The following is a 13,734-nucleotide window of genomic DNA, read 5'->3' as shown; positions in this document are numbered from 1 at the left end:
ATCTCGCCCAAACTACAGGTCTTTGTATGGTGAGAGGAGTAAAAGAGGCGACGAAAGGAGCACCAATGTTCATCGTTGCGATTGTTTTTAGTGGATCGCTGGCTTGGGTATCAATGGGGTTAGGTTCAGTGGTTGAGGGGCGCCAGTTGTCCATAGCTTTTTGGCCGAGTTTGTTCTCACTGCTTGGTGGCTTTCTATTTGGTATTGGCGCGGCAATCAACAGTGGTTGTGGGGTTTCTACAGTGAGCAGGTTAGCTCGCGGCGAAGTGGTTATGTTGGCTACTGTATTCGGTTGGTTTGTTGCTTGGTTGGTGTTTGCTCCAGTTTTGCCTTCGGAGTTGAAAGGCTCTAGGTTGGTACTGTCCGACTTTTCCAGGTACATATTCCTTGGAAGTATCTCGCTCACAATTGTGGTGAGTTGTTACTTTATGGACTCGGTCAATCGTAAGCTGTGGTTTTCGATGCTGGGTATTGGGTTGATGGCCGGCTTCGTATTCTTGTATGAACCGCATTGGACGCCAAGTGGTTTGCTGAAATCTATGGGTACTTCAATTTGGCATGGGAAGACAGAAGACTGGCCGAGTAGTGAGCGTTTTATATTGATGACCTCACTATTGGTTGGAATGATCAGTGCTGCACTATTTACAGGATCTTTTTCATTGAGGTTTAGCCCGATACGTCGGTTTGGTAAACATTTAATTGCTGGTGTACTTATGGGATTTGGAGCCGTAATGGCAGGAGGAGGGAATGACACTCAACTTCTTGTTGCCATGCCGGTGCTTTCTCTAGCGGGTGTTTTTTCTGTGTTGAGTATCATTGTTGGGATTTATCTTGGGACTCTTGTGTTGCCGAGTCTGCATACAAAGCCAAACTAATCACTATTTATCGATTTTTAATAGCTACAACATACACAATTATTACTGCAGTGGTGCAACACATTAATCCATATCCAAAATTTAGTTATGCTTAACCGAAGCGGCTTAATATGTGTGCTGTGAATGTGGTGGTGGCTTTGTTATATATTTCGGGAATTGCACTCTGTTTGTGTATTGAAACCTTGAATGTTAATAATCGGCGCAGTGCGCCGATTGGATATGTCGGCTTTTCACTATGCAGTAGAATTCAGCAGTACTCATACTCCAGTAAACGATATGGCATAGTATGATCAGAGATGGGGAAGCGATGGTGTGCCTCATCGTCATATAACCTGAGGCGGTCATATTTAGCCTGATATGCCTTGAAACGATTTCAGGTAACATTTCTAATATGTTCTGCTTTATTGCAGGAACGGTGATACGCTTTGTAGTACAATACATACAATGTACTACAAAGCGTATCATTTTAAATGAATCCCTCACAACGAGATAAACTTAAAAAGTTATCTATATTTACTACCTCAGATGCCGCGAAATTCAACATCACTCGTGCAGCGCTTTCTCGCGCCGTGGAAAAAGGTCATATAGAAAAACTTCAGAGAGGGCTTTATGGATACGTAGGGCGAGAAGAGTCAGAAATGCAATCTTTTGCAGAGGTTAGTGCTAGAGCGAAAAATAGCGTTATTTGCCTTCTGTCTGCTCTCAGATACCACGACCTCACCACCCAAGCGCCATTTCAGGTGTGGATCAGCATTAATAAAAACGATAGAGCGCCCAGCATTGACTACCCAAACATACGAATTGTTCGCACCAGAGACATGGCGAATTTTGGAGTTGTCTCAAGACAAGTTGATGGTATTCCTATTTTGGTGACTGATGTTGAGCGGACTATTGTTGATTGTTTTAAGTTCCGTAATAAAATCGGGATTGACGTTGCGATTGAAGCATTTGTGGAAGCAAAACGAGCTAATAAGCTCAATCACGATAAGCTCTGGGAATATGCCAAGTATTACCGAATGACTAATATCATGATGCCCTACCTTGAAGCGCTGAGTTGGAATTAATAAGCTCTTTTTCCTTTGCGTCTTTGTCCATAGGTATAATAGATACCCTGAAATTTAGGTTGAGGGCGGATCCATGGAGTGTACTTTGTCAGTGCCTAAAAATTAGTTATTTGGGAGCTTTTGATTGAGTAGACGTTACATCTGCGCCAATAGGCAGTGTTAGTGCGCCAATAGGCAGTATTAGTGCGCCAATAGGCAGTGTTAGTGCGCCAATAGGCAGTATTAGTGCGCCAATAGGCAGTGTTAGTGCGCCAATAGGCAGTATTAGTGCGCCAATAGGCAGTGTTAGTGCGCCAATAGGCAGTATTAGTGCGCCAATAGGCAGTATTAGTGCGCCAATAGGCAGTGTTAGTGCGCCAATAGGCAGTATTAGTGCGCCAATAGGCAGTATTAGTGCGCCAATAGGCAGTGTTAGTGCGCCAATAGGCAGCGTTAGTGCGCCAATAGGCAGTATTAGTGCGCCAATAGGCAGTATTAGTGCGCCAATAGGTATTGCAACTGTGCCTGTCTTAGTCTTTCATTTACTAGATTTTCACTGCAGAATACGCTAGGCGGTGGGGCTTGTAAGGGCGTTTAGTCTTCAGGCATACCTAACTCCGTATGCTTGTTCAACGCTTTTATCATCGAGTAAGTCTCCCCCCACCTGTGCATTGTAATCTCTTAAGTTCAATCGCCCTCCTAACAACTGTTTAACTCGATCCATCTCGATTTCTGACAGCGAGCGTCTATGGTGTCCATTCCGCTCTTTCTAATACTTATTTGAGCCGTATAACTTCTGGCAACCCAAGGCATGATTTTGATGGGGACCGCGCTTTCAGCGGCATAGAAAACTCGCTTCACCCTGAGCGTTATCGTGATAGCTAAATCTCTTAACCGACGAGACCTCCTACGCTTATGCTGTTTTCTTTGTGCTCACCCATTTATCGCAGCGTCATCAAGCCAAAAGGTCAGAGAACCACGGTTAATGATTGGGTGTATTTGCTTCCTGGTTGTTTTGTAATGAGGTTTAGGTATTGGGCTAAGAGAGGGAGTGGACGGAACTAATCAGATCGTAGGTTCTGGATTTAGTTCCATTGAATTACGCAACAAAGCCGCTACGCTATCAAAAATTAGCTCCAATTAATTTAAAATAAATTAGAACTACCATGAAACATATTGAAACATCGTGGTTTAATATGGTTCGATGTTTTTTATTTTCCTTGTTTAATGTGATTTGTTCAGTGTTTACACCATGTGAAATTATTTGTTAATGTAAATAAAAAAAATAGGTTTCATTATGAGTAATTATGTATCTAGTCAGATGAAGGGATTTAAAAAAACTCAATTTCTTGGTCTTAGAAAACATCATGTAAGAACTATTGTAGATGACAAGAACGTCTATCCGGAGTTGAGTTGTGGAAATGTTTATATTCAAGAGGTTTTTTCATTCGAAAATTGTGAGAAGAGAATGAAAAAATTGAAGGAAGCTGCAGGTAAGCGTACTTGCAATATTAAATTCTCTAAAAATTCAAACGCCTTCGTTGATAATGTTGTTGTTCTTTCTCGAGACCAAGTTATGGTTGTAAAGTCAAAGTATCCATTCAATTGGAAAGATAAAATTATAGATTGCTGTAAGAAATTGGCAAACTTTATTCATAAGAACTTTGGGCTGTTTCCAATGGCGATTGATCTTCATGTTGATGAGGGCCATTTTAAATCCGAAGAGTTCATTGAAAATTTTCACGTGCATATGACCTTCTTTAATTTCGATTTCGAAAAGTTGATTCATCCTTTTCGCCTAATGGGAAAAGGCAATATGAAGAAGCTTCAAGATCTTACAGGTAGGGCATTTATTCAATTAGGGTTTGTCCGTGGTAAATCGAAGGAGTTAACAAGTGCTGTACATAAGGATAAAGCAGAGTATTTAGAGGCTCTTGTTGAACGAATTAAGGCGGCCTTAGAATCTCTTAATGCTTCTTATAGCCAAGTAGAAAAAGAGTTAAGTGTTAAACTGATTAAGCTTTCAGGCATTGAGTCAAAAATAATAGACCAAGAGTCCAATTTTAGAAAAGAAGAATGTAGGTCAGTTTCACTAAAAAAAGAATTAATAAAAACCACTTCTGAAATTAATAGACTTCGCTTAGTTAAGAAGCAGGAAGAAATTAATTATAATGATAGTAAGCATGAATTAATGGTCGCTAAAGAAGATATTGTTAAGTTAAATAACCACCTAAAGAAAATAAAACGTGATATAAATAAAACTGTACTAAATAATAAATCAGAGAATGAAATTCTTTATTATAAAAGGTTAGAAAGAGCCAGATTGGAAAATGAATTAACTGTGATTGAAGGTAAACTGCTAGATCTGAGAAAGGAATATGATGAAGTAATTAGATCTAGTAATCCGACAGAGAGAGCTTTGCGGATTAAGTTAGATTTTGAATATAAGAAAAATCTAGAGTTGACCAAGAAGTTGGATGCTTATGAAGGAAATAAAAACAATAGTTTGGAGGGTGGCAATAATAAGGAATACACGGAAAATTATCGTCCCGTAAATTAATGACTGTTTAGTATAAAAAACAGATTTCGATCATGAGAGAGTAATTATTATTGTTTCTAAATGGGGATAAATCCACCAGCAATGCTGGTGGATTTAAACAAACTAGTGCAGATAGGTTTGTTTTTCTGAAGATGATATTTGCCTTATAATCCAACTTGCATCATGGACGTGAGCTCCTTGTCGACACTTAAGTAGTACTTCTATTGCTCTCTGAGATAAATGATTTACATAACCTTCAGTTAGGTGGCAATTTATATGGAAATCATGTTCCCATATTTTATCTTGTATTGAAGGCTGGTAGCTTCTTACTTCATCGCTGGTTAAGTGATGGAATTCCTCAAAAGCTGCAATCTCTAAGCATATTCCTGCAGTTTGGATCTCTATAGGGGTGATGTTCATTTTCAACTCCATATTCTTCGAAACTTTCGTGGGGTCTTCCCCCAGATGAGACCAGAGTCACAGCGAACTAGAGTTGTACAAATTACACTCTTCAGTCATACATATTGGTCTTTAGGAGCATACTTTTAATCTCCTATAGATTAATATTAGTACATAATTACGTCTTTGCAACTTATTATGACTTATAGGAGGTTATATTTTGCTTTTAAAAAGCGTAGTAAAGTGCCATTTGTCTAGGATTATGGGCGAAAAGCGGTTAAAGATTTCAATTGTTTCGAGGGATACTGGGATTAATCGAGGTACCATCACACGTTTGTATTACGATGAAGCGGAGAGGGTAGAGCTAGATGTCATTGGTAAGTTGTGTTTGTATCTGGATGTTCAAATTGACGAACTTTTTGAAGTTGAGCGTCTTGAATAGGCCATAGTTTCAATGCGTGATCTACGAAATGTCCCCAAACTTTGAGCGCTCAATTAATCGTTCATTGAGAACTTCTTCCCATAGTTCTAGTCCGTATCTTTTCTCGTCCAAGTACTCATACCTATCATAGTGTTTGCCTGAGACATCACTGATAGCATGTCCCTGAATTCTATCACGGACTTCTTTACTGATTTTGAATTGACCGCCAAGCGTTTTAAATGTTCGTCTAAAGTCTCTCGCAATAAAGTTTTCAATTTCTGTATTCCGTTTGTAGGACAGCACTGCTTGAGCAAGAGTGTTGCTTGGCATTGGCTCAGTTGGCTTGGTCTTTTTATGGAACACAAATGGACTATTAAATTCGTTATCTTTGAGGCAATCCTTGAGGATCTCCACTGCAGTATGAGTGAGAGGTACTACGTGTGCGTGGTTGGTTTTGAAAATTTCAGCGCGAATCGTGAGTGTTTTATCGCGGAAGTTAATATCGCTCCATTTAGTATTGGCGATCTCATAGGGGCGCTGGCCTCCTAAATAGAAACAAAGCTTGATAAAGCGTCGCGTTGATGTTGCTAACTTAAGGTCGTGGTAGCGATAGCTCATGTCATGGATGAGTTGTATTAATTCATCAATGTTTAAGAAACGGTCTCCTGCCTTTTCGGCGTATGTTTGCTTAGGAATGGCTGAAATAGGGTTGTATTTCAACCCAAACTTCACTTTAGAGTTATTACTTGCTGGGTCATTATCGTTTTTAAGTCCAAACTCAAAGACGGCATGTAAGTAAGAACGAAGCTTATTACTTTTTGGAGCGTAACCTTCTTGGATAGGGATACTGAGTGCCTGCATAAAATCACTTGGTTCGAAGCTTTTTGCTTTGCGTGTTTTATCAAGGTAAGGGTAGATGTTGCAGATGATTTTTTGTTTATCTTCTTCGTAATTTCTTTTGCCGCGCTTACATTTGTCTAATGTATAGAGGTCTATAAGCTGCTCAAACGAACCAGCCCTAAGTGACTCTTGTTCGAGATATTCTTGCTCTGCTTCTTTTTCCTGAAGATATTCTAACGGGTCTATACCTTGAGACAGTAATTCGCTGTACGACTCAGCGATTTTCCTTGCCTTTGCCAGCGTAACTCCTGGTAAGCGGCCTATCGGAATCAAAATTGCTTTTGAACTTTGGTAGTAACGAAACTTAAAAGATTTTGAACCGGCAGGCGTTACTTGAACACCTAATCGTCCTTTTCCGCGCTCGCCTGTTTTATCCCAAGCGTAGAATGAACTTTTTTTAGGCGTTAGGCTGTTAATTTGTGTAACAGTTAGCATAAGTTTTTCTCCAAGCTTCGTTGATTAAAAATAGCACTTGCCTAGATCCGTGGTCAAGTATATGGTCAAGTAACGAGTGATTTCTTTGAAACTTAGTGAAACGTAATAAAACTTATATTTATGTTTTTGATATTATAAATTTTTGATTTTTAAAGTTTTATCGTTTTATTTTGATTCTTTGTGTTTCATGTTGATTTCGACATCCCATCTCTTCTAAGGATGTGGTCGAAGGTTCGAATCCTTCAGGGCGTGCCATTATTTAAAGAAACCCGATAACTCTCCGAGTTGTCGGGTTTTTTGCATTTCAGGGCGACTTAAACTTATTTCTACTTGTTCTTCTACGTACTTGTCGACTTCTGCTAAACCACTACGATCTGTGGAATATATCGAAGTCCTAGCATCGTACACCCATCTTCTAAGTAACTGTCTGTCACCACATTGAAACCGAATTTACCATAGTAGTCTTTAAGGTGTGCTTGTGCCGAAATAAAAATAGAGCAGTCAGGGTAAATCTTGCGAGTCGCATCGAAGCTCACTTGCATAAGTTGATTACCAACCTGTTTTCCTCGGTAGTCTTTTGCAACGATCACTCGGCCAATACACACATCGTCGGCATCTGAATCAAGCAGGGGAAGAACATCTACTGGGTATCCAAGCTTTCGAGCCATAATACGGCTGTAAGCGACGAGACGTTCGTCCTCATAGCCCATGACGTGATAGGTCTCGGGATGGTTATCTTTACCATCCAAATCACTGTAAGGTGTGTTCATATCCACGATAAAAATATCGACTCTTTGCTGCAAGAAATCATAGAGCTCTTGAACAGACAGATCCGCAAACTTTTTAACTCTCCACTCAATCATTATTTTTCTCCTTATTATTGTGGGCTACAACATAGAGAGTATTTAAACCGAGTTCATTAACCTTTGTTAATTGGTCAATGTTACTGGTGAAAACGCCCACTTTAAAGCGACGCTCGTTTCCACTCGTTATTCATTTCGTTCGACCTATGTAATAGAAAGTTAAAATTGTTCCTTTTTTGGGGTTTACATCATTTGGTAATAAAGCCACTATGAATTCACGAAGAATAGACAAGTAAAGCTATTAGTCAGTCGGTCTAGGAATCAAACCTTCTGCTCAATAGCTGATTTAGAGGAAGTAATGGCAGGAAACAGTATCGGACAACATTTCCGCGTGACCACGTTCGGAGAAAGTCACGGTATCGCACTAGGATGTATCGTAGATGGGTGCCCACCAGGATTAGAAATTACCGAAGCAGACCTTCAAAGAGATTTGGATCGTCGTCGCCCCGGTACTTCTCGCTATACAACGGCTCGCCGTGAAGCGGATGAAGTGAAAATCTTATCAGGTGTATTTGAAGGCCAAACTACGGGCACTTCTATTGGTCTATTGATTGAAAATACAGACCAACGCTCTAAAGACTATTCCGAAATTAAAGACAAATTCCGCCCCGGACACGCTGACTATACGTACCATCAAAAGTACGGTGTGCGTGATTACCGAGGTGGTGGTCGTTCTTCAGCTCGTGAAACTGCAATGCGTGTTGCGGCTGGTGCGATTGCGAAGAAATACCTAAAACAAGAATTTGGTGTTGAAATCCAAGCTTACCTTTCTCAAATGGGTGATATCTCAATTGAGAAAGTGGATTGGAACGAGATTGAAAACAACGCTTTCTTCTGTCCTGATGCCGATAAAGTACCAGAATTTGATCAACTGATTCGTGACTTGCTAAAAGAAGGCAACTCGATTGGTGCGAAGATTCAAGTGGTTGCGACTAAAGTGCCAGTAGGCCTTGGTGAGCCAATCTTTGATCGTCTAGATGCTGACATCGCGCACGCTCTAATGAGCATCAATGCAGTGAAAGGTGTTGAGATTGGTGATGGCTTCGATGTTGTTAATCAACGCGGTAGTGAACACCGTGATCCATTAACTCCAGAAGGTTTCAGCAGCAACCATGCTGGCGGTATCTTAGGTGGTATCTCTACTGGTCAAGATATTGTGGCAAGCATCGCGCTTAAGCCGACATCAAGCATTACCGTTCCTGGTGACACAATCACGAAAGATGGTGAAGCAACGCAGCTAATCACGAAAGGTCGTCACGACCCATGTGTTGGTATCCGTGCGGTGCCTATTGCAGAAGCAATGCTGGCTATCGTGCTGCTTGACCACTTGCTACGTCATCGCGGTCAGAACTTTGGTGTGACAACTGAAACGCCACAAATCTAATTCTGCTTCTTTTTATTTAGAATAGAATTGACTGAGACAAAAAAGGGTTGCTTCGTAATGAAGCAACCCTTTTTCACATTAGTAGGATTGTTTGTCCAGTCAGCGAGCATCAGTATTAACGATCGCTCTCAATACTGCCTCTCAAGCGATTAATGCACTGAACTTTCAGGATCAAGCTGGAACGAAGGCAAGCGCCATTTGAATCTTACCGCCGCCATGCGCAGCAAGTAACCAACTACAAGCGTCACAATTGTCGCCGTTACGTCGTTGATACCAAGCTCAAGTAAACCTAGGTACAAACCTGAAGCGACAAGTGCGACAGATGCATACAGCTCTTCATGTAACACCAATGGTGTTTGACGACAGATAAGGTCGCGTAGCAAGCCACCAAACACACCTGTCACCAATGCCGATACCATACAAATCATCGGGTGCAGACCCATGGTCATCTGGTACCAATGATACTGAATACGATTAGGCCTAAGGCATCCAAGCGAATAAACAAACCTTTTAGCTTGATAACCCATTTAGCCAGTCCGGTTGTAATAACACCTGCTATACAGGTGATTGCCAGATACTGCGGGTTTTCGACCCAACCTAAAGGGTAATGGCCAAGTAAGATATCTCGCACCGTACCGCCGCCAATTGCCGTTGCGCTCGCAACCAACATTACACCAAACCAATCCATTTTTTGTTTGCCAGCACTGAGAGCGCCGGTCATGGCTTCTGCCGTGATGCCAATGATATACAAAACACTTAGTAGCATTGCTGTAGCTCTATAATTTAGGTCTATAAATTTGAGTCTTATAGGCCTTAGGGATATAAAAATGAAGCGCGAGTGTAGTAGTAAAAATGCTTGTTGACGAATGAATATTTGTACCGTGAATGGGCGTTTCAGATTAGCTAAACTAATCATTCACCTTAAAGTGGTGTAATCTGGGAATGGCAATCGATTGTCACCGTAAAGTATAATGGTGAACCCGATGTCATTACGCTTGATAGGGCTTTACCGAGCGCTTAAAAAAACGCAAAATGCCCCAGTTCTTTTTACTTAAATTTGATTTTATGACACACCAATACTCAGACATTATCGATATCTTCAATCAGACCTTTTTTGAAAGCTTTAATACCAAACTAGAGCTAGGGGCTGATGAGCCGATCTATTTGCCTGCTGATGACACTATCCCACACCATCGAATCGTGTTCGCACGTGGCTTTTACGCCTCTGCACTCCATGAGATCGCACACTGGTGCGTTGCTGGCCCTGAGCGTCGTTTACTGGAAGATTTTGGCTATTGGTATGAACCTGACGGTCGAACGGAATCGGTTCAAGCTGAGTTTGAAAAAGTAGAAATTCGCCCACAGGCGTATGAATGGATCATTGCGATGAGCGCAGGCTTTCCTTTTAATGTCAGCTGTGACAATCTACACGGCGATTTTGAGCCAGATCGTTTGGCCTTTATGAATAAAGTACATAGCGAAGTTATGGGTATCTTCGAAGTGGGCTTCCCGCCTCGCGTAAAAATGCTCTCTGAAGCATTACGCAGCTTCTACGATGTAGAACCTCTGTGTGCTAGCCAATTTATTGTGAAATAAGAGAATATTATGATTATCGAATTTGAAGAAAAACTACTTGAAGTAATTGATGCTCGCATTGAAAACGCATCAGACGACGAACTGTTTGCTGGTGGTTACTTACGTGGTCATATTTCTCTGTCAGTGGCTTCATGTGAAGAAGAAGGCATTGAAGACGTAGCAGAAGTTAAAGCACGCATCGAAAAGAGCCTAGATGACGCTCGCTCTGAACTAACGCCTGCAGACCGCACTATCGTTAATGACCTTTGGGTTGAGCTACAAAACCAAGCTTAATCGCTGGTTATTTATCATTATCCGCTCAGTCCTTTCCTTTCCTTTTCATTTTGCTGAGCAGTGAATAGTTTGAGACTCATTCGAAATTTTTGAATGAGTCCGTTCAATCCTTGTGATGGTTACATTTTCTGGCTACGTTATTCTAATCCCACTTAACGGAATTACAGAAAAGGTCACATCATGAAAGTTATCGCATTTGGCGCAAGCACAAGCTCTACCTCTATCAACAAAACTCTAGCAACTTACGCAGCTAACTTGATTGAAGGTGCTGAAGTTAAAGTTCTAAACATCAACGATTACAACGTTCCTATGTTCAGTGAAGACACTGAAAAAGAGATCGGCCAAGCAGAAGGCGCGCAAGCATTTTTGCGTGACCTAGCAGAAGCAGACGCATTTGTTATCTCTTTCGCAGAACATAATGGCCATTACCCAGCCGCATACAAAAACCTATTTGATTGGGCGACACGCATTGAGCGCTCAGTGTTTGGCGAGAAGCCTGCGGTATACCTTGCGACTTCACCGGGCCCAGGCGGCGCACAAACGGTACTTGGCGCGGCAACAGGCTCAGCGCCATACTTTGGCGGCAACGTAAAAGCGTCAGTTTCAGTACCAAGCTTCTACGATAACTTTGATTTTGAGTCTGGTTCTATCAGCAACGAAGAGATTGCTCAGCAGATCAAAGATGCGGTTGCTAAGCTGTAAACATCGTTCAATTTAGAACATCGGTTTAGATCTACATGTTCAACAAAAAGCCCGAGAGACATAATGTCGCTCGGGCTTTTTAGCTTTTAGTTTTTAGTTTCAGGTATTTCCAATATTCAGATGTTCAGAATAGTTGAACTAAAAGCTACTGGTTTGTTTTTGAGTGTTTATCTGCAACCCAGCCAGCGGTTAATGCTTTACCTTTACGCAGCCTGCGCACCCACATTCTGCTTGGATGAATGGCTTCGAGCACATCAACAGGCAAAGGAAGCGGATCGCCACAGATTTGCGATGCTAATACTTCAGCTAACAATGGAGCAGAGCTTAAACCACGCGAACCTAGCCCAATAAAGCAGTACAAGTTAGGGAAGTTTGTTACCGTTTGAACATCATCAACTGAGTCACGTTGTGGGTTAAAGTTGTGCAGGTCTTGGTACTGATCTTTAATTGCTTCGAAATCACCCACGTTGCCGACAAATGGTAAGTGATCACGGCTCACACTACGGATACCTTGGCGCGCTAGGTTACCACTGGTGTCGACATCTTTTGTCCATACTTGATCTGGTAGCGACCCGTGCAGGCGCTCGCCATTGTGTTGCTGAACCTCAATATCGAACTCTTGGTCAATATTGGTTTTGTCGTAGTTCGCACCAATGCAGTGGTGGCCGTTATTTGGATTTTGCGGCGTTAGGTAACCATCAAAACACAACACAGTTTTTAACTTGGTTAAGTTTTCCGTGGTCGGAATATGGCTTACTTGGCCTTTAACCGGAGTTAGAGGTACAGGCTGAGTCTGCTCAAACTGGGTGAACTTGTGGCCGTTCGCAACAACCACTTGGTCATGTTTAGTTTGAATTTCACCTTGTGGTGTCTCAATAGTGAGTTGCCATTGTTGTTCAGCTTCAAGCCACTCAAGTTGAGTCACTTGATGCTGATAGTGAGCGCTAACTTGGTTGGTCTCTTGTAACTTTCCGATCAAGCCTTGTGTCAGTTGTAGAGGGCTTAACCACCCACCCAGTGGGAAGTAAACACTCTCTTTATCAACCGGTAGGCCAATCTTTTCATTTGCTCGTTCTGGCGATAAACGCTGAATCAAATCTGTATGGAAATTGCCTTCCAACATACGATTGAGCTTTTTGGTTGAGCCTTCATCCCACATCAGAATATTTACGCCACACCAACTGTGGTCAAACTGAATAGATTGCGCCGCCTGATTGATGAACTGGCGAGCAAACAGTAAGCCAGGTCCAAACACGCGAGAAACGTTCGAGATCGCTTCGCTTAACAATGGGTAAATCGCACCTTGATTGTTACCTGATGCATTACCCGCTGCTTGTGGATGCTCACAATAAAGGGTGATGTTTTTACCACGGCGGCTTAGCGTTTTAGCGAGTGCTGCACTAGCAACACCACCACCAATGATCGCGATGTCTTGTGATTCTCTGTGCTCTGATAGACCATACCAAGGTTTGATGTTGGTGTGAGCATGCTTTTCGCCCAGCCGGCCAGCAATCATTTCGCGTTTAGTGCCAAAGCCTTTAACCTTCTTCATTTCAAAGCCAGCTTCAATCAAACCACGACGAACAAAACCAGCGGCAGTGAAGGTCGCACAGCTACAATCTTGTTTAGCCAGCTTGGCCATACCGTTGAATAGGTTTTGATTCCACATCTCTGGGTTTTTGCTCGGAGCAAAGCCATCTAGGAACCAAGCATCTACTAAGCCTTGTTTTGGTGTAGGCACGTTAGGCATACAGTCTTTGATATCACCAAACCATAAATCGAGCGTGATAGCGCCATCGCCCAACACGATACGGTGACATTCCGGCAGGGCGATAGGGTAGTGTTCTTGGAGTTGCGTCGCATACTCGGCTAATTCTGGCCACGATTGGTGTGCTTTGATGAGATCCTCTTTATTTAAAGGATATTTCTCAAAACTGATGAAGTGTAACTCTTTGGTAATAGCTTGAGGGTTATCTTTAAGGAAAGTATCGAACCATTGCCAAACCGCAAGAAAGTTAAGACCTGTGCCAAAGCCGGTTTCTGCAATGACAAAACGACGTTGTTGATGTTCAACCCAACGCTCTGGAAGGTGGTTTTGCTTTAAAAAGACGTAGCGAGTTTCTTCCAAACCGTTAACATTGGAGAAGTAAACGTCGTCAAATTGGTCTGAAACTGGCGTGCCAGACTCATTCCATTCCAGTTCTGCATTAGTAATTGAAGTCATAAAATCTATCATTTTGTGATTTGAAGCGATATGTTGGTAGGGATTGTACGAATTTCTAGGAAAGCTGACCACTTTTGTTA

General features: G+C 41.9%; 12 protein-coding genes and 2 pseudogenes. 8 read left to right on the top strand and 6 right to left on the bottom strand.

The window, feature by feature from the left end:
- The first annotated feature begins 65 nt into the window (after nt 1-65).
- Entirely contained in the window at nt 66-875 is an 810-nt protein-coding gene (locus ITG10_RS02920; RefSeq protein ID WP_248386817.1) for a YeeE/YedE thiosulfate transporter family protein, read from the top strand.
- 470 nt (nt 876-1,345) lie between these two features.
- The gene (locus tag ITG10_RS02915) at nt 1,346-1,939 is read left to right on the top strand and encodes a type IV toxin-antitoxin system AbiEi family antitoxin domain-containing protein (protein WP_239847851.1); all 594 of its coding nucleotides are present in this window, start codon (nt 1,346-1,348) and stop codon (nt 1,937-1,939) included.
- A 573-nt stretch (nt 1,940-2,512) separates the two neighbouring features.
- Here the strand turns inward: ITG10_RS02915 and ITG10_RS02910 are convergent.
- Nucleotides 2,513-2,953: pseudogene (locus ITG10_RS02910) on the bottom strand (transposase).
- A gap of 262 nt (nt 2,954-3,215) precedes the next feature.
- Here ITG10_RS02910 and ITG10_RS02905 point away from each other — a divergent pair.
- A complete protein-coding gene (locus tag ITG10_RS02905; RefSeq protein ID WP_248386684.1) occupies nt 3,216-4,478 on the top strand; it encodes a hypothetical protein in 1,263 nt (420 codons plus the stop codon).
- A 102-nt stretch (nt 4,479-4,580) separates the two neighbouring features.
- Here ITG10_RS02905 and ITG10_RS02900 read toward each other — a convergent pair whose 3' ends face one another.
- A complete protein-coding gene (locus ITG10_RS02900; protein ID WP_248386682.1) occupies nt 4,581-4,877 on the bottom strand; it encodes a hypothetical protein in 297 nt (98 codons plus the stop codon).
- Nucleotides 4,878-5,076: 199 nt separating this feature from the next.
- Between ITG10_RS02900 and ITG10_RS02895 the strand changes: the two genes are divergently transcribed.
- Complete coding sequence (locus ITG10_RS02895) at nt 5,077-5,298, top strand: helix-turn-helix domain-containing protein (RefSeq protein ID WP_017632541.1); 222 nt, start codon at nt 5,077-5,079, stop codon at nt 5,296-5,298.
- Nucleotides 5,299-5,319: 21 nt separating this feature from the next.
- On the opposite strand, the gene ITG10_RS02890 is transcribed toward ITG10_RS02895, so the two are convergent.
- The gene (locus tag ITG10_RS02890; RefSeq protein WP_248386681.1) at nt 5,320-6,612 is read right to left on the bottom strand and encodes a site-specific integrase; all 1,293 of its coding nucleotides are present in this window, start codon (nt 6,610-6,612) and stop codon (nt 5,320-5,322) included.
- Nucleotides 6,613-6,971: 359 nt separating this feature from the next.
- Nucleotides 6,972-7,475, bottom strand: coding sequence for a GNAT family N-acetyltransferase (locus ITG10_RS02885; RefSeq protein WP_017632539.1), 504 nt, complete (start codon nt 7,473-7,475; stop codon nt 6,972-6,974).
- A 298-nt stretch (nt 7,476-7,773) separates the two neighbouring features.
- Here ITG10_RS02885 and aroC point away from each other — a divergent pair, with 298 nt between their 5' ends.
- On the top strand, nt 7,774-8,859 hold the full coding sequence (gene aroC / locus ITG10_RS02880) for a chorismate synthase (protein ID WP_017632538.1): 1,086 nt from the start codon (nt 7,774-7,776) through the stop codon (nt 8,857-8,859).
- A gap of 149 nt (nt 8,860-9,008) precedes the next feature.
- Here the strand turns inward: aroC and ITG10_RS02875 are convergent.
- Nucleotides 9,009-9,625, bottom strand: a pseudogene (locus ITG10_RS02875) (trimeric intracellular cation channel family protein).
- 299 nt (nt 9,626-9,924) lie between these two features.
- Between ITG10_RS02875 and ITG10_RS02870 the strand changes: the two are divergent.
- The 3 genes from ITG10_RS02870 (at nt 9,925) to ITG10_RS02860 (ending at nt 11,430) form a co-directional block, all read left to right on the top strand.
- Nucleotides 9,925-10,455, top strand: coding sequence for an elongation factor P hydroxylase (locus ITG10_RS02870; RefSeq protein WP_017063424.1), 531 nt, complete (start codon nt 9,925-9,927; stop codon nt 10,453-10,455).
- Between the two features lie 9 nt (nt 10,456-10,464).
- Nucleotides 10,465-10,728: a YfcL family protein gene (locus ITG10_RS02865; protein WP_017632537.1), complete on the top strand. Its 264-nt coding sequence runs from the start codon at nt 10,465-10,467 to the stop codon at nt 10,726-10,728.
- A 180-nt stretch (nt 10,729-10,908) separates the two neighbouring features.
- The gene (locus ITG10_RS02860) at nt 10,909-11,430 is read left to right on the top strand and encodes an NADPH-dependent FMN reductase (RefSeq protein WP_017632536.1); all 522 of its coding nucleotides are present in this window, start codon (nt 10,909-10,911) and stop codon (nt 11,428-11,430) included.
- Between the two features lie 145 nt (nt 11,431-11,575).
- Here the strand turns inward: ITG10_RS02860 and mnmC are convergent, their stop codons facing one another.
- Nucleotides 11,576-13,726 carry a bifunctional tRNA (5-methylaminomethyl-2-thiouridine)(34)-methyltransferase MnmD/FAD-dependent 5-carboxymethylaminomethyl-2-thiouridine(34) oxidoreductase MnmC gene (gene mnmC, locus ITG10_RS02855; protein ID WP_248386680.1) on the bottom strand — a complete coding sequence of 717 codons (2,151 nt, stop codon included), beginning with the start codon at nt 13,724-13,726 and terminating at the stop codon, nt 11,576-11,578.
- Between the last annotated feature and the right edge of the window lie 8 nt (nt 13,727-13,734).

Source organism: Vibrio sp. ED004 (assembly GCF_023206395.1).
Classification (GTDB): domain Bacteria; phylum Pseudomonadota; class Gammaproteobacteria; order Enterobacterales; family Vibrionaceae; genus Vibrio.
Note: the sequence above shows the minus strand (reverse complement) of the source record. Positions and strands in the feature narration are given on the sequence as shown.

Excerpts from the sequence above, each read along its gene's own strand:
- ITG10_RS02920 (WP_248386817.1), top strand. The coding sequence starts at position 66 with ATGTTCATCGTTGCGATTGTTTTTAGTGGATCGCTGGCTTGGGTATCA.
- ITG10_RS02915 (WP_239847851.1), top strand. The coding sequence starts at position 1,346 with ATGAATCCCTCACAACGAGATAAACTTAAAAAGTTATCTATATTTACT.
- ITG10_RS02905 (WP_248386684.1), top strand. The coding sequence starts at position 3,216 with ATGAGTAATTATGTATCTAGTCAGATGAAGGGATTTAAAAAAACTCAA.
- ITG10_RS02900 (WP_248386682.1), bottom strand. The coding sequence starts at position 4,877 with ATGAACATCACCCCTATAGAGATCCAAACTGCAGGAATATGCTTAGAG.
- ITG10_RS02890 (WP_248386681.1), bottom strand. The coding sequence starts at position 6,612 with ATGCTAACTGTTACACAAATTAACAGCCTAACGCCTAAAAAAAGTTCA.
- ITG10_RS02885 (WP_017632539.1), bottom strand. The coding sequence starts at position 7,475 with ATGATTGAGTGGAGAGTTAAAAAGTTTGCGGATCTGTCTGTTCAAGAG.
- aroC (WP_017632538.1), top strand. The coding sequence starts at position 7,774 with ATGGCAGGAAACAGTATCGGACAACATTTCCGCGTGACCACGTTCGGA.
- ITG10_RS02870 (WP_017063424.1), top strand. The coding sequence starts at position 9,925 with ATGACACACCAATACTCAGACATTATCGATATCTTCAATCAGACCTTT.
- ITG10_RS02865 (WP_017632537.1), top strand. The coding sequence starts at position 10,465 with ATGATTATCGAATTTGAAGAAAAACTACTTGAAGTAATTGATGCTCGC.
- ITG10_RS02860 (WP_017632536.1), top strand. The coding sequence starts at position 10,909 with ATGAAAGTTATCGCATTTGGCGCAAGCACAAGCTCTACCTCTATCAAC.